This window comes from Candidatus Methanoplasma cognatum, from assembly GCA_009777615.1.
GTDB lineage: Archaea > Thermoplasmatota > Thermoplasmata > Methanomassiliicoccales > Methanomethylophilaceae > Methanoplasma > Methanoplasma cognatum.
Map to the genome: position 1 here is coordinate 40,366 of WRLM01000005.1, position 25,073 is coordinate 65,438.

A 25,073-nucleotide genomic window follows, 5' to 3' on the forward strand; every position below is an offset into this window, starting at 1 on the left:
ATTCTCCGAATGCTTATCGCCGAGTGCAGCTCGGCATAGCGGTCATCTGCCTCGAGTAAGGCGGCTAGTAAACGATCATAAAGGTCTCAACCGTACTTCCCGCATGTCTGAATTCATCCCGGCTCCCGCTTGCTCTGCGGTCGATGCAGTACATAGGGCAATGTCTGTCTGAGGCGTCGTTATCTCAAGTTGAACATTGCCTTCTGCATGAATGGAACGCCGGACGAGGTCGGTTCATCGTTCCACATAACGGCGAGCCCGTTCTGCATGGTCGAAGTTATTTCGACAGTGTCGCCGCTCATGTTCTCATCATTCTCTTCGTCCTCGTCGGACGAATATTCCATAGCATACACACCGACCAAGAACATTGCGACGCCGGCAACGGCCGCCAGTGCTATCAGGTATTTGTCTTGGGTCATTTATATCCCTGATACTCGGCAGGACATTGCCAATATAGGTAGATTGCGCCCGATCAGTTCTTGAAGCTGTGAATGGGCGCGGGGATCCTTCCTCCGCGGTCGATGAAATCCTTGCATCCGTATCTGCTCACAGGCATGATGGGCGAACTGCCGAGGAGTCCGCCGAACTCCGCCGTCTCCCCCGCCTTCTTTCCGCAGACCGGTATCAGCCTCACGGCGGTGGTCTTCTGGTTGATCATGCCTATTGCCATCTCGTCCGCGATTATCCCGGATATGGTCTCGGCGCTCGTGTCCCCAGGTACAGGGACCATGTCCAGACCTACAGAACAAACACAGGTCATCGCTTCCAGCTTCTCTATGGTAAGGGCGCCTATCTCTGCCGCGTATGCCATGGATCTGTCCTCGGATACGGGTATGAACGCTCCGCTCAGCCCCCCTACGTAAGACGACGCCATCACGCCGCCCTTCTTCACCTGATCGTTCAGTATCGCCAGGGCGGCGGTCGTTCCGGGAGCTCCCACGTATTCCATCCCCATCTCCTGGATGATGTCAGCTATACTGTCTCCTACCGCAGGGGTCGGAGCCAGCGAAAGGTCCACTATTCCGAAGGGCACATCGAGACGTTCGGACGCCTCTTTGGCTACCAGCTGTCCCACTCTGGTGACCTTGAATGCGGTCTTCTTGATGGTTTCGCAAAGGACCTCGAAATTCTCTCCTTTTACTTTTGATATCGCTCTTTTCACGACGCCCGGTCCGCTTACCCCTACATTGATGACCCTGTCCGTTTCCGTCACTCCATGGAATGCCCCGGCCATGAACGGATTGTCGTCCGCAGGGTTGCAGAACACCACAAGCTTTGCGCAGCCGATGGAATCTCTGTGTTTGGTCGCCTCCGCAGTCTCTTTTATGACCGAACCCATCAGTTTTACGGCATCCATGTCGATGCCGGTCTTTGTAGAAGCAAGGCTGACGGAGCTGCATACGCAATCTGTCTCGGACAGAGCTCTGGGTATGGACTTTATCAGCAGCTGGTCCGCGGTGGACATGCCTTTCTGGACAAGCGCGGAGTATCCCCCGATGAAGTTGACCCCGACTTTACTTGCAGCACTTTCCATCGTTTCCGCTATCCTCACGAAATCATCACTCGTCCTGCAAGCGGAAGCTCCCACCAGGGAGATCGGAGTAACTGCCACCCTTTTATTGATCACCGGGATACCGAAATCCAAGCCTATTTCGTCGCCGACCCTGACTAGGTCCTTTGCGGACGTTGTTATCTTGCTGTATATGTTATCGCAGAGAACTTCCAGATCTGAATCGCAGCAATCCAGCAGGCCTATCCCCATCGTAATGGTCCTGACGTCAAGATTCTCATCATGGATCATCGTACTGGTTTCGAACACTTCGTTGAGTTCTGCCATGAGATACCTCAGATCCTGTGCATCTTGTCAAAGATCTCTTCCTTATGAGCTCTTATGACACAGCCGACCTTCTCTCCTACCCCTTCGAGTCCTTTCACTATCTCGGAGAATTGCATGGTGCATTTTTCCAGATCAACGATCATCATCATGTTGATGTACTCCTGGACCGTGGTCTGCTTGATATCCAGGATGTTTATGTTATTCTCCGCGAAATAGTTGCATACTGCGGCGATGATGCCGACGTTGTCCCTTCCTACGAGCGTCACTACTATTCTTTTCATTGTATGACTTCCTTGTCCGTGTTCTTGTGTATGGCATATTCGATCGAATCCACCAGCGCATCCAGGCTGGCCTCGATGACATTTTCGGATACTCCGACGGTGGTCCAGCTGCGCTTCCCGTCCGTCGACCTTATCAGGACCCTGACCGACGCTGCCGTTGCCGATCTCTCGTCCAGCACGCGCACTTTGTAGTCTGTAAGCCTTATGCGGTCGGTCACCGGGAACAGTTTGGAGAGCGCTTTCCTCAAAGCGTTATCGAGGGCGTTGACCGGGCCGTCACCATTCGCCGCCGTGTGCTCCTCATTACCGTCCGAATCCATGACCTTTACGCTCGCCTCCGAACTCAGCTTGTCGCCGACGTTGTCTATGAAGACCCTGAATCCGGTCACCATGAACGGACTCTCTATCTCTCCCTTGAACCTTCTGACGAGAAGTTCAAAGCTGGCGTCAGCTCCTTCGAACAGATATCCCTCCGCCTCCAGGGCTTTGATCCTGTCGACGATGACCCTGCTCTCTTCCGAATCGACATCTATCCCGAAGTCCTTAAGCTTCTCGGAGATGCTGGCCCTTCCGGCCATATCGGATATCAGGATCCTCCGCTTGTTTCCCACCAGCCCCGGCTCTATGTGCTCGTAGGTCCTCGGATCCTTTGCTATCGCGGATACGTGTATCCCCCCTTTGTGGGCAAAGGCCTTCTCTCCCACGTACGGCATGCCGGGGGTGGGAGCGAGGTTGGCGGTCTCCGATACGAATGCAGATAAAGCGGTAAGCTGGCTCATATCCTTTATATTGAGTTCGTATTCCATTTTCAGCGCAAGGTCCGCCATTATCGAGCAGAGGTTCGCGTTACCGCACCTCTCTCCTATCCCGTTTATGGTGCCCTGCACCATGGTGGCTCCGCCTTCGACGGCCACGAGAGAGTTTGCCACCGCAAGGTCCGAGTCGTTATGGCAGTGCACTCCGATCGGAACGTTGAACGTAAGCAGCGCGTCCTCAACGGCGTTCGCCACGTCATCCATCATCACGCCGCCGTTGGTATCACATAGGACCAGCCATTCCGCGCCCCCTTCCACGGCCGCTTTCAGAGCGCTGAGCGCATATTCTCTGTTTGAAAGGTACCCGTCAAAGAAGTGCTCTGCGTCGAACATCACCCTCTTCCCCGAATCCTTCAGGAACCTGACGCTGTTTCTTATAAGATCCAGATTTTCTTCGAGGGGTATACAGAGCGCGTTCGTGACCTGGAAATCCCAGCTTTTGCCGAATATGCAGCACCATTCCACAGGGCATGCCGCAAGATTCTTTAGATTACTGTCGTCCTTTGCGGCCGTTCCGTGTTTGCCGGTGCTTCCGAAAGCCGTGAGCTGGGTATGTTTCAGTTCCAACTCTTTAGCCAGTCTGAAGAACTCATCTACCTTAGGACTGGACCCGGGCCATCCTCCCTCGACGAAATCGATACCGAACTCGTCCAGTCTCTTCAGGACTTCCAGCGCATCCTCAGGGGAGAAAGACACCCCCTCGCTCTGCGCACCGTCCCTCAGCGTCGTGTCGTAAATAACAATGTTCTTGATGGAGCCCGCACCGGAGAGCACAAGCTGGTCGTACGGTTCCAGCATTTTTTCCGTATTCTTAGCGCTTTCACTGGTTTGTTGCTTTTTCATAAAAACCACCAAACCGCCCTTGCTGTCACTGACTTCATCCAATAATAATGGGCTCGGTCGTCAGTTTGAAGATCATTTTTAGACCCCTTGGCGGTGTAACTTCATCGGATAGACCGTATTTATAGTTAGCCGTCGAACCCCTGTGCGGCCGAAATGTGGCATATGTGGCCCATTTTACTTCATCCGGTCGACCGCAGGCTACCTCAGTGCGCCTCAGCGTTCTTTCCTGTCATCCATTATCGAAACAAGATCGCTGAGTATCGCAGACGCGGTCTCTATCTTACCGGCGCCCCTGCCGGAGATGGTTATCGGCCCAGCAAGATCGGTGACCACCTGCGCCGCGTTGAGAGTACCGACTATGCTCAGGGGGTGGCCTCTCGGTACAAGGCGGGGGGAGACCTCCAATTTATCGCGGGATACCTCCCCTATAAGCCTGATCACCATGTTATTGGAGGCCGCAAGGGAGATAGCCTCGCTTGTTATGGATGAGATGCCGGTTATCTTGACGTCGGAGAAGGTGACGCTTCTTCTGAAGATTGAGTTCGCAAGTATCACGATCTTGCACGCGCTGTCGTATCCTTCTACATCGTTCGTCGGGTCGGTCTCGGCATAGCCCATCTGCTGAGCTTCCTTGAGCACCTGTTCGAACGACTGACCGTTATCCATCTTGCTGAGTATGAAGTTGCAGGTCCCGTTGAATATTCCGCGGATGGAAGATATTTTCTCTCCGACAAGGTTCTCCCTGCACAGGTTTATGATGGGCATAGCGCCGCCGACGGAACCTTCGAAGCGCAGTTTGCAGCCGTTCTTCTTCGCGATGGCCACAAGCTCGCAGAAGCATAGTGCCAGCGGCCCTTTGTTAACGGTAATGACATCCTTCCCCGACTCAAGTGCGTGCCTTATGTTCTTTAAGCCGACGCCCCCGGTGTTTATGTCGGTGGGGCTGACCTCCACCAGAACGTCGTATTCCACGGAATCCATTATCTGCGCCGAATCCGTATAACCCTTCGTTCCGACCTTTCCCGTAGACCGCTTTCTTTCCAGAAGTTCGCCGGGAGAAAGTCCTGCAGGGTCTGAGACATAGGTGGAGGAATCCATGACGCATACGATGTCGATGTCCTTACCGTATTTCTCTCTGAAGAAGCCCCTCCTCAGGATCATGACCTCCGCGAACCCCTGACCCACGGTCCCGAATCCTGACATCAGTATTCTCATGTCAGAGCCCCCTGATGTACACGATTTTGCTTTTTTTGCACGAATCGGCCAGGAATTCATCGAATTTTTTCAGGTCTCCTTGGCTCATGAGCTCTGCGGAGATCATAGCGGTGCGGGTGACGCTTGCGTTCTTTGATGAGTAGTTCACATCCACCGATTCGAAAGCTACCATGCCGGACGCTTCGTCTATCAGCGACTCGACGAAGGACGCTTTGAACTTCCCGACCAGCATGTATTCCATTGTATAGGTCTTGTACACTGAGCCTATCTTTGCTATTTGGACATCCTTCGATTTCCAGATGTCCTTGAGCTGATCCAATTCAGAGTTCCCCTTGACCTCGAACGTGACGTCAATGCATATTCTCTGGTTTACGATCATTTCCCTGTCGTGCACGACGCCGACGATGTTTCCGTTGACCAGCGATATGGGCTGCAGGGATTCGACCAAACGCCCGGGGAGATCCTTAACATAGAGCTGTGCATTAACCATCATTTCAATACCACTCCGGGTGTATTTTCATCTTATTTTACATAATTCCATTCTACTATTTAATCAAAGTACCATTTTGATTTGTACGTTAATGCCGATCTTTGTTGAGATGGACCATTCGAGTCATCGGCGGCCGCACGAAACGAAATATGAGGTCACTGGCTCTCATGATATTATTTACTTTATTGTTACATAAATAATAATGTTGGGAAGGGGTGATCAGCCCCCTTCCCCGTCCTCGATGAATTCCAATATGTCCCCCGGCTGACATTTCAGCGTGGAGCATATGGCGTTCAGGGTCGAGAAACGTATCGCGCTGATCTTCCCCGTTTTTATGTTGGAAAGGTTGACGTTGGATATGCCCACTCTTTCCGCAAGTTCGTTCAGGGAGACCTTCCGGTCTGCCATCACCCTGTCAAGCCTTAGTATTATGGTCATGCGATCACAGCGTCTCGTCCGAATCCTTCTGCAATGCAACCCCGTACTTAAAGATAAGAGACAGGAAATAGAACAGCAGGGCCATGAACAGCATTGCGGGATTGAATTGGAACAGCAGATCCGACTGCGCTTCCAGGAAATATATTCCCGCTGCGCTGATGATCGGCAGGATGACCGTTCCCACCAGCAGAAGGATGGCCAATCTTTCCAGGCATTTGACGTTATCGTCCATGAAAGGGGTGCCGTTTTTATACACGTTCGTGAAAAGACGATCGGCATAGTAAAGGGCGATCAGTCCGAAAGCCACCGCCACAATAATTATCGCGCACATCGACAGAACCTGGCCGCTTTTAGTAAACTCGTCGACATTATCCAGCACCATTTCCGGATCCAGGGCCGTAACGATCATCAAAATCAGTACGAGCGCTATCACCGCTATCAAAAAGACCATGAGGGCCTTCACCGCCAATCCCGCATACCGGCTGATCTTGTTCAGCCTGTTCAAGGTATCATTCATATTATCATTTCCTCCATATACACATAGTTAAGTTAGTGCAAAACACCGTTTGAAAAAAAGATCCGAAGAGGGCTTTGCAGATCATAACTCCCTCCTCCTGAATATCAAGTATCCCGCCGCACCCGTCACCAGCCCCCATACCAGCATCACGCCTGCGCTCCTCCCGATGTTGAGATCATTGTCCGGAAGGCAGCCGTCTATGTCGTATCCGGCCGTATCAAGCATGAACCACGGGTCGATCGAGTTCTCGGACAATATGCCCGATGTGAGCATCATTATCATCAGCAGCGTTACGAATGTCAGTACTGCGGCGGTGCCGGATTTCTTTACCATCGAGCTTATCAGGACAGCCACCCCCGCAGTGCCGATCATATACGTCAGCGCAAGACCCAGAGATGTCAATAGGGATGATGTCACAGATCCTGTTACGATCAGGCTTATGGCCGCTGTGACCGCATAGTATACTAATATGAACATGAAACCGGCCATGCATGCGACGGACACCTTTCCGACGAATATCGACCATTTTCTGAGCGGTTTCGTGAACAGCACCAAAGCGGTCCTTTCTTCAAACTCAGATACTATTGTGCCTGAGACGAACAGCGTTGCCATCAGAAGTACGAGGAGCTGCATTGAGGACGCATAGGAATATGCCAGTATCAGGGGGTCTTTGTTCAGCCCGTCGCCGAACAGATAAGGCGGGACGGTGTTGAGGAGCAGCACCAGCAGCATGATAATGGCGAATATGGCCATCTTCTTGCCGCGGAAGTATTTTTTGAGCTCATACTTCAACACCACTCCCGTCTGTCGGAGGTTGTCGGAGAAACTGTCTTCCAGCATTCTTTCACCTCGACTCCGCTATCATGTTCAGATACACTGACTCAAGCGCATCCTCTTCGTGAAGATCGAATATACCCAGGCCGAGAGAACCGACCTCAGTGAAGAACCTCAGCTGGTCGCTGTCGCCGCCGGTGAAACGTATATCAATGTTGTTACCGACCATCAAGGCGTCTTTGACGTTGGCGAGGCCGGATATCCGGGATACGGCGTCCTCAGTCGGGTCGCCGACCATCCTCAGGCTTATCTTTCTCACCTTATTGGAACCGGTAATGGCCTCCGTCCTGTCGTTGAGCAGAAGCTTTCCTCGGTTGATCAGGGCGATGCGGTCGCAGAGATCCGCGACCTCATGCAGGATGTGAGAGCTCATAAGCATAGTGAGGTTCTTTGACCTGTTCCGTATGTTTTTCAATACATCCCTTATTTCCGCCACCCCTCTCGGATCGAGACCCGACGTAGGCTCATCGAGGATTATGACACTCGGATCGTTCATCAGAGATATCCCCAGAGCTATCCTCTGTTTCATCCCCTTTGAGAAGGTGCCGAGCCTCTTGTCCGCCCATTCTGTCATCTTCACATCGGAAAGTATCTCCTCCGTCTGAGCGGAAATGGATTCTCTGCTCATTCCGAAGATCTCTCCTGTGTAGGAGAACATTTCTGCCGGCGTCATGTAAAGATAGAATTCGGGGGTCTCGACAACCGAGCCGACACCGATCAGTGCGGTTTTGTATTCCTTCGTGACGTCCGCGCCGTTGATGAACGCGCTGCCGGACGTTGCGTTGATTAGGTTGGTCAGTATCTTCAGGGTCGTGCTCTTCCCCGCACCGTTCGGTCCGAGGAAGCCCGTAAAGCTATTCTTTTCCACATTCAGCGTCAGATCGTCAAGGGCAACGAATTTTTTGTATTCTTTTCTCAGTTCCATTATTTCTATGGGGTGGCCGCCGGTCATGTACGCACCCCCCTCGCAGGGACGGAATGCGATACCGACCAAGCCGCGCCTTTTCCGAAATGTGCCGCAGTGTATGTATCATCTCCGAGCATTTGATCTCCGTATGATACATCTATCGAATAATATTTAATGTTTATCATTAAAAATTTAACATTTGAAATTATTTTACCTCATCATGGCCGGACGATCCTCAGTCCATGGCCGCGTTAATGGTCAATTCTGATATATCTATGCAGTATTCGGCGATGCGCTTCGAACTTCCGGCAATGAGGCTGGCGGAGGATGCGGTGTAGACGTCCACCTCCATCTTCTTGAATGTCTTTTCGATCTTCCTGACTATCTTCTCGCCCTCCTCTATGCATTGCTCGGCGATGTTAATGTCCGTTTTCAGCCAGCCCGTGATCGATTCGCTGTACAGTTTCATGATCTCCTTCCCCGTCTCTCTGATGCCCTTGTCGACCGCCTCCGCTTTCTTATCATCCATGAGCATCATCAGGTTCTTGGACAGAAGTACGGTGTGGTCTCCGATCCTTTCAAGTATCCTGCTGACCGCGATGTGGTTCGTAAGCTCGCAGAGGTTCGATCCGATCTTTTTGCAGATCCAGGGATCCTTCTTGTAGATGCTGTTCTGTCTGGATATCAGCCAGTGGACCCTGTCGATCTCCACGTCCCTCTTTTCCAGGTCCGCGATGCGGGCGCCGTTGCCGCTGGCGGCCGATTCAAGAACATCATCGATCATCTTCCTTACAAGTATGCTCATTCTCTCCAGGCTCTTGCCGGGTCTGATCTCGGTATGGTCCATAAGGTCCTTGATGAGAATGCGGTAGTTGTCCTCCTCCACCACCTCCATCCCTATCGATGTCTGAGTGAAGGAGTTCACGACGCCGACGGCGGAGTTCGAAAGCGGCTGGTCCGAGAACACTTCGATCATGCTGTGGCCGGAGATGTACGCTCCGATAAGCTGCCTGTAAAGGAAATCCTCGCTTTTTATGCCGGTAACATTGACCTTCTTTATGTCTTTAGGAGCTTCCATCTTCTTTACCGGAGAGACAAGGAGGTCCCCGTTTGATTGGACCTCGACGCCTACGCTGTCATTTTTCTTAAGCCCCATGGACTCAGCCCAATCCTTGGGAAGGGTTATCATGTAGGATTCGCCTTGGGTGACCTGTATCCTTCTTGTATCCATGATATTGTATCGCCAACTGCCTATTAATATTTGTTTAAATTCGTAATTAACTAATTCAGTACATGCATACACATATGGATGTTTTTTACAACGAGCATGTATATATTCTCGCTAGGATTCTTCGATAATCGAGGTGAAAAAACCTTGGCAAACAAGATGATGATGATAGTCGCCGTCGCAGTTGTTGCGGTGATCTGTGTGGCAGGAGCAGTTGTCCTTCTCAATAATAATGACGACAAAGGCTCCGACAGCCACACAACGATCTCCGTCATGGGATCGACGACAGTAGAACCCCTTATGGTGAGTTTCCAGGAAGCATATGAAAAAGAGAAAAATAATGTGTCCATAACTGTCAGCGCGCAAGGGTCGGGCACGGCCGCACCTGCGATAAGGAACGGCATCGCCGAAATCGGGATGCTGTCAAGAGACCCCAGTTCAAGCGAATCCGACATGACACCTCTGATAATCGCCGGTGACGGAGTGGTCATAATCGTGAGTAAAAGCGCAAATGTCACCGATCTGACGTTGGAGCAGGTAGCGAAGATCTACCGCGGTGAGATCACGAACTGGAACCAGGTCGGCGGTGCTAATCTCACGATCAGGCCGATAATAAGGGAAGACAGTTCAGGAACAAGAGAGTGCTTAGACACGATAATGGCCGCGAAACTGGGAATAACCGTAGCCGTTCTGTCGGAGAAATATACAAGCTACCCCATGCAGACAACGACGGGAGCCATGTTAACACAGGCCAATAACGTCAATGGCGCAATAGGGTATGTGAACCTCGGCGCTTTGCCGACATTAGGCACCACTGCCCCCAATATGACGGCAGTATCAATAGACGGTATAGCACCCTCTCCCGCAACGGTCACGGACGGCACATACGAGATCTCAAGGAATCTGATACTGATCACCGGCGGAACACCCACCGGTGAAGTGAAAGCGTTCCTTGATTGGATAATGTCGCCCAAAGGGCAGAAGCTCGTTGAGACCGGGGGATTCGTTCCAGTAGCACCGACAGCCTGATCTTGGTGAAAAAATGACGCCTGAGGATTCATCAATATATGAAGATAAACCGAGAGGTATCGAGGAAGAGGAAAGCGTAATTTCTTGGTTCAGCCCGAGGTTGACCCTCAAGCGCATATTATACGAAGACAAAGCTAAACTTCTTCTGTCGGCAACGGTCATCGCGACCGTCGCCGCTTTATTTTGTATTATTTTATTCATATCATACAGCAGCATAGACGCAATAAGAGAAATAGGAATGTGGGACTTCCTCACGGGAGGCAGATGGGCCCCCCGGTTTGATATGTACGGGGCATTCCCCATGATAGCGGGGACGATCATGGTCACCGCCGGAGCAATTGCGTTCTCTTTCCCTCTGGGGCTCGGCATAGCGATATACATCAACGATGTGGCGTCGCCCAGAATGAGGGGCATACTTAAGCCGGTATGCGAGGTATTCGCAGGCATACCCAGTGTTGTATACGGCCTGATAGGCATTACTGTGCTGATGCCGCTATTGACAGGAATGTTCCCGGATAAGATCCCATACGGGTCATCATGGCTGGCAGCCTCATTCATGCTGGGCATAATGGCGCTCCCGACGATCATATCGGTATCTCAGGATGCATTGGCAGCCGTCCCCAGATCATACCGGGAAGCATCAATGGCCATGGGCGCCACCAAATGGGAGACCACAAGAAAAGTAGTGATGCACTCCGCGATATCCGGCATATCTGCCGCAGCGATATTGGGAGTAGGCAGAGCAATGGGGGAGACAATGGTCGTGTTGATGGTAAGTGGCAATGCAGCTGCATTACCGGAGCCCCTTTGGAATATGGGCAGCATGATAAGCACACTTACATCAAAAATAGCATCGGGGGTACCTGAGGCCGACAGCGGAGGCATCGAGATGTCCGCGTTATTCCTGCTGGGTCTGATCCTGCTGGTTATGGTCCTTTTTGTGAACATCACCGCACGCAGAATAGTCCGCAGAACCAAGATGAAAATGGGGGAGAAGGAAAAGACGAACATGGAGAAAAGATTTGACAGGTTGGTCTCGCCTCTGACGAACTCGCTTGGGAAATATAAGGAGAAAATGATCCAGGCGGTTTTCTGTATGATGGCGTTCACGTCCGTTTTCATGATATCCTATCTTTTCCTGGATACACAAGGAGGGATCGTGGCGGGCGCCTTGGCCGTAGGGGCACTTTTCATATCAAAGAAATTATCGAAGATCCTGGGTCCGAAGTATGTTCAGAAATTCATATTCTCTTTACTGGGGGTAGCAGTGATCGTCACGATCATCGGGCTGGTGGCGCTCATAGGAATAATCGTTATGAAAGGGGCGCCGGCGATCAACCTCGGGTTCATACTCGACTCACCGTCCAATATGGGTCTGGGCGGAGGGATACGGCCGGCCATCGCGGGGACGCTTGAACTTATGGCAGGCACTTCGCTGATAGTGTTCCCGCTCGGAATATGTTCCGGAGTATATCTTGCGGAATATGCGAAAGACACAAGATTCATAAGGATGGCCAGACAGGCGGTGGACGCGCTGAGCGGGACTCCCTCGATCATATTCGGATTGTTCGGCATGTCGCTTTTTGCGATAGCCCTCGGATGGGGGTTCTCCCTTATCGGGGGGTGCATCACGCTGGCGCTGATGGCGCTGCCTACAATAATCAGAACCACAGAGGAGGCAGTGAGGGCCGTTCCAAACGAACTGAGGGAGGCTTCCGCAGCGATGGGAGCGAGCAAGTGGCATACGACGGCCAGGGTCGTGATCCCAGCGGCGATGGGCGGTGTGCTCACAGGCTTCCTGTTAAGCATAATCAGGGCGATTGGAGAGGCTGCGCCGATCATGTTCACGGCAGTGGTAGTGCTCAAGTCAACAGTGTCCTCCTCACTGTTGGACCCTATAATGGCGCTCCCCTATCACATATATCACATGGCGGCCGAAGTTCCGGGAGGCACCCAGAACGCATACGGATCCGCGATCGTGCTGATGGCGATAGTTCTTTCCCTGTTCACAATCGTTTCGGTAATAAGACACAGACAAAACAAAAAAATGAGCGGATGGTGACGATATGGAATCAATCAATATAATCGAGACAAACGATCTCAACTTCTGGTATGGGGACAAGCAGACGCTGATGGACATAAACATACCCATCAAGAGGAATGCGATAACTGCGCTGATAGGACCGTCCGGATGCGGGAAGTCCACATTGATCAGAGTGTTCAACAGGATGAACGACCTGATCGAAGGAACGAAGATGACTGGGATAGTGTTCTTTGAAGATAAGAACATCTGCAAACCGGAAACCGACGTCCTCGATCTGAGAAAGAAGGTGGGGATGATATTCCAGAAGCCCAACCCGTTCCCTATGACCATAAAGGATAACATTACTTACGGCCCAAAACTTCACGGAGTCAAGGATCACAGGGAACTGGACAAGATCGTCGAAGATTCTCTCAGAAAGGCCGCCTTATGGAATGAAGTGAAGGACAGGCTGAACGTTTCCGCTCTGTCTTTGTCAGGAGGGCAGCAGCAGAGACTCTGCATCGCAAGGGCATTGTCGATCAATCCGGAGGTCCTGCTCATGGACGAGCCGACCTCCGCTCTGGACCCCATAGCCACAACTAAGATCGAAGAGCTTGCTCTGGAACTTAAGAAGGAGTACACGGTGGTCACCGTGACGCACAATATGCAGCAGGCAAATAGGATCAGCGATTACACAGGGTTCATGTATCTGGGCAAGATGGAAGAGTTCGGGAAAACGCAAGATGTATTCGAGAATCCCAAGAACGAGCTTACCAAGAGATATGTGCAAGGGATATTCAGCTGAAATGATCCGGATATGAGAAGAGGCGCCTCCATGAAAGATCTAACGCCGTTGTTCTCGCCGTCGGTCTTTGCAGCCAAGGTTTGCCGCCGGAACAAAACATAAGGAAGATCGCCGAGTGCCAAAAACGGCATATCTGTTCATATTCGAGAGCCGAAATCTATAAACAATAAGGAAGTGAGATCATGATAATGAAGCGCCGAGAGGGAGATTTGAACTCCCGAGGGAAAGTTCCCACGAGCTTTCCAGGCTCGCGCCTTACCGGACTAGACTACCTCGGCCTGCGCCTACAAACCCCTTCCCAAATTAATACCTTTCTAAATTCCTCCCGTGGCTCAGGCCGAAGACACCCAGCCGTACACCGGCGGCGGTATCGTCCTGTCAGCGGCGAAAGAAAAGACGGGCACAAAACATCGTGCACATGCCTTTGCGGGTGGGGAAGGGGGGATTGAAATGAGGGTCAGCATTGAGGAGTTCATGATTCGGTTGCGGGACACCGGGGCAGAGGTCGCGGAACTCTCCCCCAAGGAAGTGAGGGAATACAAGAACAAATGGTTCAGAACTTTCGTTCCCTGGGCCAAGGACAGCGACAGGCTCAGGGCGGTCTGTTTAGGTATTGATGATGACCGCCTGACGCCGGGAGAACACAACGAGGATGTAAGGAGATACGGATCCAGAGGATTCTTGTGGTATGCGTACAGAGATGAAGCGATAACCGAGTGCACAAAAGGCGGCCACGCGAGAATAGCTTTCGATAAACAAGCCAAAGAGGACATGGTCCTGGTGAACAATTTCGCCCGTGAGAACACGGCCCTTCTGATCAAGAACGCCCCGGGGATCAAAGCCGGAGAGATAGAGGAATTGGAAGACGTGACCGTGACAAGCACCGATTTTAGCTGGACGTATTCGAAGACCCATGAAGGAGGGTGGTTCGGCCCGTATTTCTACAAAAGATGATCAAGAAGACCTCCGCATAACACAGATCTTCTTTTCAGGGCGGGCACAGTGCCCCCTTCTCTCGCGCGGATAGGAACCCGGATTCTCATACGGACGGATGGCCAAGGCCGCACCTGCGAAAATGATAAAAGCATAGATTGGTATCATAAATCATAATAAAGGTGTTATTTTGGATAACGGACTTTGGAACGAGTGCGTGAGATTCCACGGACACGCATGCCCCGGACTCGCGATGGGTTACAGGGCGGCGGAATTGGGGATGGAGGCGCTAGGGATACCGGTCGGGAGAGCGGCCGATGAGGAGATCGTGTGCGTGGCCGAAAATGACGCCTGCGGAGTGGACTGCATCCAGTGCATGATATCCTGCACTGTCGGAAAGGGGAACCTGGTAATGAGGCCGTCCGGAAAGATGGCGTTCTCTTTCTTTGACAGGAGAACCGGTAAGAGCGCGAGAGTACTCTTCAAGCCCATGGAAAGGACGAACGACCGGGAGGCCGCGATCAAGGCCATACTCACCGCCCCAAAAGAAGAGATCGTCGAGATCAAGACCCCTCACTACGAAGCACCGGAGAAAGCTAGGTCCTTTGAAAGTATACGATGCGACAGATGCGGGGAGTTCTGCAGAGAGGACAAGATCAGACTCAGTAAAGGAGAACGGTACTGTTCTGACTGCTATACCCCATACGACAGATGAATCAGCCGCGGATATGGTCGTGTATATCATGAGGATGTTCATGATCGGCTAGGTGTTCATATTTCGACGACTCGCTGGGAACAATGAACGGGATCCCTTTGTGATACACGATCTCGGCGTGCATGCCGTATACCTTTTTTATGAGGTCCTCGGTTATCACTTCCACGCCGCCGTAAGCGGCCGCTTTCCCATCCTTCAGGAAAAGAAAACGATCTGAGTAGTGGACGGCTAGGTTGATGTCGTGCATGGTCATTATCGTACACATGCCTCTTGATCTGACCGCATGCTCTATCATATGCATCGTCGTATGCTGGTTTGATATATCCAGACTGTTGGTGGGCTCGTCGAGGATCAGTGTCTTCGGTTCCTGAACTATTGCTCTGGCGATCTGTGCCTTCTGGAATTCTCCGCCGCTTATCCTGTCCATATACCTCAGCGAAAGATGTGTCATTCCCAGGGCATCTATGACGGAACTCACCTTATCGATATCGGACCGCGTCGCTGACCAGTCAATGTACGGCTTCCTTCCCAGCAATACCGAATCGAACACGCTCAGCTTCGAAACCGGAGCGCTCTGCGGAACGAAGGCAATGTTCTTAGCCAGTTCTTTCCCTCTGAGTTCAAGCACGTTCAGGCCGTCTATGAGGACGCTTCCTTCTTCCGGCCTGTGTATGTTGCACATGCATTTCAGCAGAGTGGTCTTTCCGGCGCCGTTAGGTCCGAGGATGGACACTATTTGATCCTTTTCCGCTTCGAAAGAGATCTTATCGAGGATCCTCGCCGTGCCGTATGAGAAACTTATTCCTTCAACATTCATCATTTATTTCTGCGCCCCATTAGAAGTATAAAAATGAATAACGGCCCTCCGATCGCGGATGTTATTATTCCCACTGGTATCACTATGTGGAAGGCATTGTTGCCTATGATGGATGCGACCAGCAGGACCATCGAGCCCACTATCATGGAACCTATGAGGGTGTATCTGTTGTCGTTGCCCACGATCCTCTTTACAATGTGCGGACCTATCAGGCCGATGAACCCTATTATTCCCATGAACGAGACGACGACGGCCGTAAGCAGTGCGGATATGGTAAGGCCGATGTATCTCGTGCTCTTTATGTTCACTCCGAGCCCCGAGGCCACGTCCTCTCCGGATTCCATAGCGTTGTAGTCCCAGCGCTTGTAAATGAAATATGCGGCCGCAAGGAACAGGACCACAGCCACTATGTACAGATGGCTCCATTCCTCCACCTTGCTCAGACTGCCGAACTGCCAGAATACGATCTCGGACAGCGCCATTTCGTCCGCCATATATTGGAGGAACGCCAGCCCCGCGGAGAAGATCGAGCTTATGGCCAATCCCGCCAATATTATCGTTTCAGGCGTGCATTCCGTCACCTTTACCAAAAGGATCACGATCCCCGTGGCGAGCATGGCGAATGCGAAAGCGAGGACCGTTACCACGAGAGGATTGGATATGGTCGCATAGACGTCCGCGGTCCTGACGATCAGCCCTCCGTGAAAGAACAATATTCCTAACGATGCGCCGAAAGCGGCGGCATTCGACAACCCGAGAGTGAACGGTGACGCAAGCGGATTCCTGAGTATGCTCTGCATGACGCATCCCGCGATACTCAGCGCCGAACCGGCCAGTATCGCGGCAATGATCACTTTTAGGCGCACGTTCCTGACCACTTTACTGTCCCAGGAGTCGTCTGGGCTGAAGATGTATTGCATTATTTCCCTATATGAAAGGTCCATGGGTCCCATTCTGAGGATAAATAGAGACAGGAGGACAAGAGCCACCGTCAGGGCCGCAAGGAAAAGCCACTTCTTCCGCGAGTACCTGAGGTATCCTTCGGAGGTATCGGGTTCACCTGCCTCAGCGGTATCGCGTTTTTCGCGGATCATCTTATCCCCTTATTTTTTGAAATGTTCCATTCACGCCGCCGTGATATAGTAGGTCCCCCCTGCCTGGGTGATCGTGACCTCCTCAAGCAGAGGCAGCTCCACATTGTATGCGGAGGATTTCTTTACGAAGAAATCGGACATGTCTTCGAACACATTTTTCCCCCTGTCCCCGTAGAATGTGGTAAAGATGTTGTCAATCTTCTCCACAACTTCGTCGTGGGTAAGCGTACCGTACAGAAGGTATGTGATGTAATACGCGCTGGCCAGCGCACAATCGTAGTTAATGCTGTCCCACACGATAGGGACTGTAACATACAGTTTTACCTTATCGGCGGAACCGCCGTTGTTAAGCTTGTAAAGATATTCCAGCACGAGCTGGCTGTCCTGCACGGCCACCTTATCCGAAGACGAAGGATCTATGACCACCATGTCAATGTCCATTTTGGAGAAGTTCTCCACATTGATCGTGACCCTGCCGGGGGTCAGATTCCCTTTGTATGCGTTGTTGCCTCCTATCAGTGACAAAGGCATGTAGACGGGGAATGTGGTGTTCAGGGTATTGCTGCCGTTTATCGTCACGCCCGCGACATACACACTCTTGGATGAACTGCCCGTCAGGGACCTGATGTCCTTTATTATCGATTCTATACCTCCGATGATCTCCGCAGCTCTTTCCTCTTTCCCGAGGAGCGTGCCAAGGAGGTTGAATGTGTCTTTCATGTCCTTAGAAAGCCCGTAACCGCTGTCCCACATGGTCGCCATGTCCTGTGTCTTTATGACGGCGACCGTGCATTTGCTCGCGAGAGCGGTGCAGTTGGCCCTGTAACTGTTCCAAATATTCTCTTGGATGATCACAAGGCTGGGGCCGAGGTTCCCAATCGCCTCTGTGGTGCCGGACTCAAGCGCATTATCCGCATGATATCTCGTAAGTTTGTCGTAAGGGTAGGCATATGAGTAGGCCCTTCCGTTCTTCTGATCCTTAATGTCACCCTCGTCGACCTCTATGATGAGATCATATACGTCAAAACAGGAAAGGAACCTCAGCGGTCCGCTGCTCCCCACAGTGACTATCCCGTTCTCAAGTGTATCCGGCACGGTCACGACCCTCCCGACGGCGTCAATGACCTGCTGGCCCGCTGTGTCGGGACGGTCGCCGCCTTCTCCGTTGTTTTGCGTAACGATATATGCGCCGACCGTTGCGACAGCCAGAACGGCCACGACCGCGACAGCAAAGATCTTGTTGTTCATAATGCGAAGTAACACGAATTTCTATTTAATGTTACCCACGCCCGCTATCAAAGGCGTATACGGATCCTGGCTTCTTGTTTTTTTTGCTTAATGTTCATCAGCGGAAAAGTGCGTTTTTTATTTAGTGTAGTAACATGAATATGGGCAATAAATATTACTAAATATGATTTTATTGATACATTGTTATGCGAAGGATAGCACTTTACGGTAAGGGCGGCATTGGAAAATCAACGGTCGCATCGAACATTACCGCATCTCTTTCGAAAAAAGGGTACAGGGTGCTACAGATCGGATGCGACCCGAAAGCGGACTCCACCAAACTGTTGCTTGGCGGAGATTCGCCGATGACAATTTTGGATGCAGTCAAGAACGGCACCCCCCTCCGAGAATCGATTCGCAGAGGGGCGAACGGATGTTATTGCGCTGAATGCGGAGGCCCGAGACCCGGTTCCGGCTGCGCTGGTAGAGGGATAATCGCAGCCTTTGAACATCTTGAGCGGCAGAACGTGATCGAAGAGATTTCCCCGGATGTCCTGATATACGACGTGCTGGGCGACGTGGTATGCGGAGGGTTCGCGATGCCTATAAGGAACGGCTATGCCAAAGATGTTTTCATCGTGTCGTCTGGAGAGATGATGTCCCTATACGCCGCGAACAACATTGCGACCGCTATATCGGACACGGATGGGGACGGATATGCGGTGCTGAGAGGCATAATACAGAATTCAAGAGGGATAGACCATGAAGATGGAATGGTGGATAAAGCTGCCTTCGAGATGGGAACGAAGATAATAACGAGGATACCCAGAGACAAGACGGTGCAGCAGTGCGAGTCCATAGGCAAGACCGTGGTCGAGGGGGCTGCCGATTCCGAACTTTCCTTCGTATATGCGGAATTGGCAGACAGGGTGATCGAACACTCAAGCGACGCCGAGGGAGGCATGCGCTGCGGCGCAGAGGGGACGAAATGAAAAAAGGAATATTGATAATCGGGCATGGGTCCAGATACAATTATAACAAATGGATCATGGAGGAGCAGAAGAAGAGACTTGAACAAAAGGGGTTCGGGAACGTATATATCGGATTCAATGAAACGACCTTTCCTCTGGTGAACGATGCTCTTGAAGACATGGTCTCGGACGGCGTGGAGGAAATCGTGGCGGTCCCCTTCTTCATAGCTTCCGGCCTCCATATAGCAAGGGACATACCGAACAAGCTGGGCATACCTCCCTGCGCAGACACGTACGTTGCCGAGATCAAAGGCAAAAAGATCTCCATAAGGTATGAGCGGCCGTTCGGCAGCGACCCCATGCTGGCGGCCATACTTTCCGAGAGGATAGAGGAACTGAGCAACGGCGGCAAGAACAGGTGGATAATGGTCATAGGGCACGGATCAAGGCTTCCTCATAACAAAGAAACCGTCCTTTTCCAGGCGGACCTGCTGAGGCGGAAGGGGTATGACAACGTCAGGTGTGCGTTCAACGAGTTTGATGAACCCTTCGTCGAGGACGTGTTCAAAGAGATGGTGTCCGGCGGGGCCGATGAAATAATAGTCCTGCCCCTCTTCATTTCTTTGGGCGCCCATCTTAAACACGATATCCCCCGGAAGATACACATCAGGGATGGCATGGCGGGGGAGGTGTTCGTTCACGGCGGCCGTAACGTAACGGTAAGGTACGCCGCACCCATCGGAAGCGACCCCAGGCTCACCGATATAATCGCGGAGAAGATTCGCGGCAGGGGGTGACCATGAACGTACTTATATTGGATGTTGTGCACGGGGGAGAGATCCTCGCCCAAGAATATTCGGAGAGGGGGCATTCGGTAGACTGTGTGGATGTCTACGGCATAGCTGGAGAGGACGTCATGTCAAAACTGATGGAAATGGGGGCGGCTGCACACAGAAAAGTGCCGAAGGGCCGTTACGATCTTATTCTGATGCCGGCGCATTGTCCTGACTCATTCCTCGAGGGCGTGGAGTACAAAGAAAAAAGAACATTCTCCGAAGCGGTGGGCGGGCTTTCCGACGGAAGGTCAAGGATAGAGGTGACCGGAGTGAAGGGGAAGACAAGCTGCTGCTATCTTCTGGCGCACATACTTTCGCTGGATGGAAGAAGCGTATTCCTGCATACTTCGAGGGGCCAGGGCGAATGGAGCGGCGGCGAACACATCATAGAAAAAAGGGTCAGCATAGCGCCCCCCTCCCTGCTGAGACTTCCCGAAGGATATGATACGGTGATAGCGGAGGTGTCCCTGGGCGGCAGCGGCAAAGCGGAACTCACGATCATCACGAACCTTGCCGATGACTACGGAATAGCTGCGAACACTAAGAAGGCCTCCGAAGCTAAGGCCTCGATATTTTCTCAAGGTAAGAACATCGTTCCCAGGTCGGAATCGGACATATGGTCGAAATACCGCAGCGATCTGATATATTTTGGCGAAAGAATAACCATCCTTGAAGGAACAGAGATCGGGAAACCGACTAGGATATCGATAGAATATGGCGGCAGATACGAGCTCAGCCTGCCGGAGAGCTACCTGCACCTCCAATACATCGACACAATCGAGGCGGTACTGGAGGCGTGTTCGGAGTCAGAGATCCCCGCGGAACAGGTCGTTAGAGGGCTGGAGACATTCAACGGAGTTCCGGGAAGGGGGGAGCTGAAACGCTCCGAAAAAGGATGGGAGATAATGGACAGGAATCCGGGGATATCCCTTATATCGGTGGCCAAGACCCTGGATACTTTGGAGAGGATGCATATCCTCAAAGACGTTCTGGTGATCCTGGATCCGGTGAACCGAAAGGTCTGTGAAAGGACGGATGCGGAACAAATAAGGGAAATTGCGGAGAAGAGGGGCGCAGAGTTTCGTCTTGCCTGTGACGGCGGGGACGCGCCCGCCGGCAAAAGCGTGATCGTAAGGCTGATAAAGGAGGGATATCAGTGAACATCCACCCGCGTCCGAATCCGATAATAGCCGCGATGTACATGCTCAGGGACATCGACATAGATGTCGTCGTGATACACGGGCCGTCGGGATGCGGATTCATGGCGTCGAGGATGATCGAAGATGCCGGTATAAGGGTACTGACCACAGCAATGAACGACAACGATCTGATATTCGGGGCGTCCGAGAAACTGGAGACAGTGCTCAAAGAAACGGAAAAGATGTTCTCCCCCAGGACGATAGCGGTCGTTGGTACATGTTCCAGCATGATAATAGGAGAGGACATGAAAGCATCCGTAAGAAGATCGGGTGTCGGCTGTAAGGTGATAGCCATCGACTGCCACGGCTGCATGGGAGACAACACGGCCGGAGCAATAAAGGCGGTCGAAGCCTCGGCGGAGGCGGGCATCATACCAAAAGAGGAGGCGGAGCGTCAGAAGCACCTCCTTTCAATGGCCACCAAGATGGAAAAGGAGAAAGGCATGGCGTCGGTCACATATCTTCCTCCCTCCAACGGCCCAACGAAGATGGGCGTCGCGAAGAGGATAATACACTGCCTATCCGCCGGCGGCAGACTGGCTCTCGTCTCCATATCAAAAAAAGAGCTGGCATATCGGTTTTCGGATCTTTTCTTAGCAGTTGACCAAGCGAGGAGAGAATTAGGCGGAACGACAAGATTCATTGCTAACATAGATCCTCAAAAAGGACTTCCGAGGGTCAGAAGGTACGCATCCGATATATTATCCGAGCTGGGCAGGAACGGGATATCAGCGGAAATAGCGGGAGGCCTGGATGAGTATGCGGTGATCGGAGAGGAAGTCAGAGAGAAGGTCAATGAATTCGGTCCGGACCTTCTTGTGATAGCAGGTATACCTCACGCATATCCAGACCTTGATAGGAGCCACATCCTGATAACGGATCAGCCTAGGCAGCTGTCGAACTATCTTTCGAAGGGATACGACGCGGTCGGAGAGATATCCTCGCACTCGATGGTAATGAACGTCAGAAAGATAGTGCCGACAGAGACCGGGGACACTATCAGAGAAATGCTGAGGGACATCCGATGAGGGGCGTGGTCATCGCCGGCACGGGATCCGGCGTCGGCAAGACGTCCGTAGCAACCGGGCTGATGAGAAAACTGTCCAAAAGAATGAAGGTTCAAGGGTTCAAAGTAGGTCCGGATTTCATCGATCCCATGTACCACACGTCGGCCACAGGAAGATGTTCCAGGAATCTGGATTCGTTCATGATGTCAAAGGATGTCGTAAAGAACATCGCCGCTTATGGCTCGGAAGGTGCGGATATTTCCGTCGTAGAAGGAGTGAGAGGATTATATGAGGGGTCCTCAGGAAAGGATGATTCCGGCTCGACGGCGGAGATAGCGAAACTGCTGGGGTTCCCGGTCGTGCTAGTCGTCGACGCAGGATCCCTCACCAGAAGCGCCGCAGCGATCATAAACGGCTTCAGGGCTTATGACAAAGATATTGATTTGGCGGGAGTGATACTCAATAACGTATCCGGGACTCAGCATGAGAATAAATTGAAAGATGCGATGTCCGGTTCCGACATAAGAGTGCTAGGCATGATCAGAAGAGATGCTGAATATATGACGCCGAAGAGGCATCTGGGTCTTAGCACGGAAGGGTCGTCCGATAAAATGATACTTGACGGCATGGAGAGTATGGCCGACGGGATAGATATGGATCAGTTGATGGAGAGGTGTTACGGGCCGGATACAGAGGTTGTTGACTGCCCCTATGTGAAAAGAGATTCGGGACTTACGGCCGCGGTACCTCTGGATGACGCTTTTTGTTTCTATTACAGGGAGAACATCGAGTGTATGATGGCATCCGGGATAAGGATCGAACACTTCAGCCCGCTGAACGGAGACAGACTCCCCGACGCGGACATATACTATCTGGGCGGAGGATATCCGGAGCTGCATCTGGAACGGTTGTCCGAGAATACGGATTTCTTCCAAGGTCTGAGGACGGCTTGTGACGATAACAAAGCAATAATAGGCGAGTGCGGAGGAATGCTATCTTTATGTTCAACGATACGGTCAGGAGGCAAGGTCTACGGGGCCGCAGGCATCTTTGACGCCGAAGCGGACATGATCGGGAGGAGACACGGCCCTTCGTACGTGACAGGCAGAGCCAATGACAGGTGCAGACTCTTCAGCGGGACTGTAAAGGGCCACTCGTATCATTATTCAACCGTCTATACGAAACCCGATTGCAAATTCGGATTCGATATCCTGAGGGGCGGCGGTCCGTTCGGGAATAGGGACGGGATGATACGCAGGAATGCTTTCGGGACATACATGTATCAGCATGCCCTGTCCGTAAATGATTGGATGGGAGCGGTCGTAAATATATGCGAATGATCACAATATATCCGGAGACCAGTCGATGTCAATACGCCTATCCTCCAGATGCTTCTTTTCTTTTCTCGCGTTCTTGACGACATCTTTATCCACATATACGCAGACCGCTGTCTCGTCATCGCCGAGATCCGCGAGCGTATCACCCAGAGGACCTATCAGTTTGGACGATCCGTAGAATCTCAGATCTCCCGCGGTTCCGACGCTGTTGACAAATACCGTATAGATAAGGTTCTCAAGCGAGCGCGCGGGCAGGATCCGTTCAAAGTATGGCTTGGAGGAGACCGCTGATGACGCGGCGCATATGTTCACATCTGCGCACGAAAGCGCGTATTTCCTGTATATCTCCGGGAAGAATATGTCGTGGCATATCGAAAGTCCGAACGTCATGTCCCGGAATGTGCATATCACCGGTCTGTCGCCTTTCGTGAATTCTTTTTCGGAAGAGGCGCCGAATCGTGCCGGATACAGTTTGTCATATCTCGCCACATCATTAGGAGTGATGAAAAGAAGGGAGTTCCTTACGCCGGTGGAGAAGTATGAAGGAGCGCCGACCAATATCGCAATATCCCTTTCCATACACCAGAGCTTCATTTTGTCGATTGCGAAGTGAACATCCTCATAAAGCGCGAAATAGTCCGCCCCGTATCCCGTCAGGAACAGTTCCGGAAAGATGTATACGTCCGACCTTGTCTGCGAGATCGTGGCCATTATCTTGTTGAGATTCGCCCCGACATCGCCGACCGCCGACTGGCATTGGCATAAAGCCAATCTCATTCCCATGAGCCTATATCGTTATGCCAGGACATATACTTATGCGGGCGGAGGAGTAATATAATACGCGGACGACCATTAGGTGGCATGGTCGGTAAGAAACTTCACGATATCACGAACGAAGACGTTGATTCCATAGTCCGTTTTATAAACGATGTTGTGAAAAAAGCAGGATGCAAAGGCCTGATAGTGGGCACCAGCGGAGGCCTGGACTCCGCCGTGACAACGAAGCTCTGCATCAAAGCCATAGGCGCGGAGAATGTCCTCAGCATATTCATGCCGTCGGTGATCACGCCACCCGCAGATTACATTCAGACAAGGGAGCTGAGCAGGGCGTGGGGGGTAGATTACAAGGTTATAGACGTACAGCCCGCAATAAACACATTCACGGGAATGCTCTTCTCAAACGTCGAAGCGCCGCTGGAAAAAGGGAATATCTCCGCCAGATGCAGGATGATAATCCTTTACAACAGAGCAAAGAAGCTGGATTATCTTGTGGCGGGGACATCCAACAGAAGCGAATACATGATGGGCTACTTCACAAAGTTCGGAGACGGGGCTTCGGACATCATGCCGATCATAGATCTGTATAAGACGCAGGTGCGGCAGATAGCGGAGCTGGTAGGTGTTCCTAAGGACATAATAGAAAAGGTCCCCACTGCGGGGCTGTGGGAAGGGCAGACCGATGAGGAAGAAATGGGAATCACTTATCGCGACCTGGACCTCGTGCTGAACGGAATTACATTCGGTCTCTCGGATGAGCAAATATCGGAAGACGTCGGCATAAACATCTCAAAGGTCTCGGAAGTGAGAGAGCGGGTGGGAAACATGGAGCACAAAAGGCTGCCCGCGCCTCGCCCGGATATCGCGTTCAACGACCCTCAATGATCGAGGATTAAAA

Annotated in this window: 26 protein-coding genes and 1 tRNA gene; 11 read left to right on the plus strand and 16 right to left on the minus strand. The window is 51.9% G+C overall.

Annotated features, from left to right (window positions below; all coding sequences use genetic code 11):
* Positions 1 to 179: 179 nt before the first annotated feature.
* The 11 genes from FWG96_06335 to FWG96_06385 form a co-directional block, all read right to left on the minus strand.
* Complete coding sequence (locus FWG96_06335; GenBank protein MCL2032865.1) at positions 180 to 419, minus strand: hypothetical protein; 240 nt, start codon at positions 417 to 419, stop codon at positions 180 to 182.
* Between the two features lie 53 nt (positions 420 to 472).
* The gene (locus tag FWG96_06340; protein ID MCL2032866.1) at positions 473 to 1,837 is read right to left on the minus strand and encodes a PFL family protein; all 1,365 of its coding nucleotides are present in this window, start codon (positions 1,835 to 1,837) and stop codon (positions 473 to 475) included.
* A gap of 8 nt (positions 1,838 to 1,845) precedes the next feature.
* Positions 1,846 to 2,118: an ACT domain-containing protein gene (locus FWG96_06345; protein MCL2032867.1), complete on the minus strand. Its 273-nt coding sequence runs from the start codon at positions 2,116 to 2,118 to the stop codon at positions 1,846 to 1,848.
* Positions 2,115 to 3,776: a citramalate synthase gene (cimA, locus tag FWG96_06350; GenBank protein MCL2032868.1), complete on the minus strand. Its 1,662-nt coding sequence runs from the start codon at positions 3,774 to 3,776 to the stop codon at positions 2,115 to 2,117. The genes FWG96_06345 and cimA overlap by 4 nt, the downstream gene beginning before the upstream one ends.
* Before the next feature lie 213 nt (positions 3,777 to 3,989).
* A complete protein-coding gene (locus FWG96_06355; protein ID MCL2032869.1) occupies positions 3,990 to 4,991 on the minus strand; it encodes a homoserine dehydrogenase in 1,002 nt (333 codons plus the stop codon).
* A 1-nt stretch (position 4,992) separates the two neighbouring features.
* A complete protein-coding gene (locus FWG96_06360) occupies positions 4,993 to 5,484 on the minus strand; it encodes a homoserine dehydrogenase (protein ID MCL2032870.1) in 492 nt (163 codons plus the stop codon).
* Between the two features lie 216 nt (positions 5,485 to 5,700).
* Positions 5,701 to 5,919, minus strand: a complete 219-nt coding sequence (locus FWG96_06365) for a helix-turn-helix transcriptional regulator (GenBank protein MCL2032871.1) — start codon at positions 5,917 to 5,919, stop codon at positions 5,701 to 5,703.
* Between the two features lie 4 nt (positions 5,920 to 5,923).
* On the minus strand, positions 5,924 to 6,436 hold the full coding sequence (locus FWG96_06370; protein MCL2032872.1) for a DUF2975 domain-containing protein: 513 nt from the start codon (positions 6,434 to 6,436) through the stop codon (positions 5,924 to 5,926).
* Positions 6,437 to 6,517: 81 nt separating this feature from the next.
* Positions 6,518 to 7,276, minus strand: coding sequence for an ABC transporter permease (locus tag FWG96_06375; GenBank protein MCL2032873.1), 759 nt, complete (start codon positions 7,274 to 7,276; stop codon positions 6,518 to 6,520).
* Between the two features lie 4 nt (positions 7,277 to 7,280).
* Positions 7,281 to 8,222, minus strand: coding sequence for an ABC transporter ATP-binding protein (locus FWG96_06380; protein MCL2032874.1), 942 nt, complete (start codon positions 8,220 to 8,222; stop codon positions 7,281 to 7,283).
* A 190-nt stretch (positions 8,223 to 8,412) separates the two neighbouring features.
* Positions 8,413 to 9,408, minus strand: a complete 996-nt coding sequence (locus tag FWG96_06385) for a phosphate uptake regulator PhoU (GenBank protein ID MCL2032875.1) — start codon at positions 9,406 to 9,408, stop codon at positions 8,413 to 8,415.
* A gap of 144 nt (positions 9,409 to 9,552) precedes the next feature.
* On the opposite strand from FWG96_06385, the gene FWG96_06390 reads away from it, so the two are divergent.
* The 3 genes from FWG96_06390 to pstB are packed head-to-tail and all read left to right on the plus strand — an operon-like array spanning position 9,553 to position 13,262.
* A complete protein-coding gene (locus tag FWG96_06390; GenBank protein ID MCL2032876.1) occupies positions 9,553 to 10,434 on the plus strand; it encodes a phosphate ABC transporter substrate-binding protein in 882 nt (293 codons plus the stop codon).
* A 13-nt stretch (positions 10,435 to 10,447) separates the two neighbouring features.
* Positions 10,448 to 12,496, plus strand: coding sequence for a phosphate ABC transporter permease PstA (gene pstA, locus FWG96_06395; protein MCL2032877.1), 2,049 nt, complete (start codon positions 10,448 to 10,450; stop codon positions 12,494 to 12,496).
* 4 nt (positions 12,497 to 12,500) lie between these two features.
* Positions 12,501 to 13,262, plus strand: coding sequence for a phosphate ABC transporter ATP-binding protein PstB (gene pstB, locus FWG96_06400; GenBank protein ID MCL2032878.1), 762 nt, complete (start codon positions 12,501 to 12,503; stop codon positions 13,260 to 13,262).
* A gap of 194 nt (positions 13,263 to 13,456) precedes the next feature.
* On the opposite strand, the gene FWG96_06405 is transcribed toward pstB, so the two are convergent.
* A tRNA-Ser gene (locus FWG96_06405) sits at positions 13,457 to 13,540 on the minus strand.
* Between the two features lie 49 nt (positions 13,541 to 13,589).
* On the opposite strand from FWG96_06405, the gene FWG96_06410 reads away from it, so the two are divergent.
* The gene (locus tag FWG96_06410; protein ID MCL2032879.1) at positions 13,590 to 14,216 is read left to right on the plus strand and encodes a DUF4275 family protein; all 627 of its coding nucleotides are present in this window, start codon (positions 13,590 to 13,592) and stop codon (positions 14,214 to 14,216) included.
* Between the two features lie 169 nt (positions 14,217 to 14,385).
* Positions 14,386 to 14,910, plus strand: a complete 525-nt coding sequence (locus tag FWG96_06415) for an FmdE family protein (protein ID MCL2032880.1) — start codon at positions 14,386 to 14,388, stop codon at positions 14,908 to 14,910.
* A gap of 1 nt (position 14,911) precedes the next feature.
* Here FWG96_06415 and FWG96_06420 read toward each other — a convergent pair whose 3' ends face one another.
* Genes FWG96_06420 through FWG96_06430 form a run of 3 tightly spaced genes read right to left on the minus strand, consistent with a single transcriptional unit; the run spans position 14,912 to position 18,069 of the window.
* Entirely contained in the window at positions 14,912 to 15,730 is an 819-nt protein-coding gene (locus FWG96_06420; GenBank protein ID MCL2032881.1) for an ABC transporter ATP-binding protein, read from the minus strand.
* Complete coding sequence (locus tag FWG96_06425; protein ID MCL2032882.1) at positions 15,727 to 16,821, minus strand: iron ABC transporter permease; 1,095 nt, start codon at positions 16,819 to 16,821, stop codon at positions 15,727 to 15,729. Before FWG96_06425 ends, FWG96_06420 begins: the two co-directional genes overlap by 4 nt.
* Positions 16,822 to 16,851: 30 nt before the next feature.
* The gene (locus tag FWG96_06430; protein ID MCL2032883.1) at positions 16,852 to 18,069 is read right to left on the minus strand and encodes an ABC transporter substrate-binding protein; all 1,218 of its coding nucleotides are present in this window, start codon (positions 18,067 to 18,069) and stop codon (positions 16,852 to 16,854) included.
* 185 nt (positions 18,070 to 18,254) lie between these two features.
* Here FWG96_06430 and FWG96_06435 point away from each other — a divergent pair, with 185 nt between their 5' ends.
* From FWG96_06435 to cobB, 5 genes are read left to right on the plus strand one after another with little or no spacing between them, the layout of a single operon-like run.
* Entirely contained in the window at positions 18,255 to 19,040 is a 786-nt protein-coding gene (locus FWG96_06435) for an AAA family ATPase (GenBank protein ID MCL2032884.1), read from the plus strand.
* A complete protein-coding gene (locus tag FWG96_06440; protein MCL2032885.1) occupies positions 19,037 to 19,816 on the plus strand; it encodes a sirohydrochlorin cobaltochelatase in 780 nt (259 codons plus the stop codon). Before FWG96_06435 ends, FWG96_06440 begins: the two co-directional genes overlap by 4 nt.
* 2 nt (positions 19,817 to 19,818) lie before the next feature.
* The gene (gene cfbE / locus FWG96_06445) at positions 19,819 to 21,015 is read left to right on the plus strand and encodes a coenzyme F430 synthase (GenBank protein MCL2032886.1); all 1,197 of its coding nucleotides are present in this window, start codon (positions 19,819 to 19,821) and stop codon (positions 21,013 to 21,015) included.
* Positions 21,012 to 22,082: a Ni-sirohydrochlorin a,c-diamide reductive cyclase catalytic subunit gene (cfbD, locus tag FWG96_06450; protein MCL2032887.1), complete on the plus strand. Its 1,071-nt coding sequence runs from the start codon at positions 21,012 to 21,014 to the stop codon at positions 22,080 to 22,082. Before cfbE ends, cfbD begins: the two co-directional genes overlap by 4 nt.
* On the plus strand, positions 22,079 to 23,401 hold the full coding sequence (gene cobB / locus FWG96_06455) for a hydrogenobyrinic acid a,c-diamide synthase (glutamine-hydrolyzing) (protein MCL2032888.1): 1,323 nt from the start codon (positions 22,079 to 22,081) through the stop codon (positions 23,399 to 23,401). Before cfbD ends, cobB begins: the two co-directional genes overlap by 4 nt.
* On the opposite strand, the gene FWG96_06460 is transcribed toward cobB, so the two are convergent.
* Complete coding sequence (locus FWG96_06460; protein MCL2032889.1) at positions 23,402 to 24,181, minus strand: carbon-nitrogen hydrolase family protein; 780 nt, start codon at positions 24,179 to 24,181, stop codon at positions 23,402 to 23,404.
* Between the two features lie 78 nt (positions 24,182 to 24,259).
* Here FWG96_06460 and FWG96_06465 point away from each other — a divergent pair, with 78 nt between their 5' ends.
* Entirely contained in the window at positions 24,260 to 25,060 is an 801-nt protein-coding gene (locus FWG96_06465; GenBank protein ID MCL2032890.1) for an NAD+ synthase, read from the plus strand.
* The last annotated feature ends 13 nt before the right edge of the window (positions 25,061 to 25,073 follow it).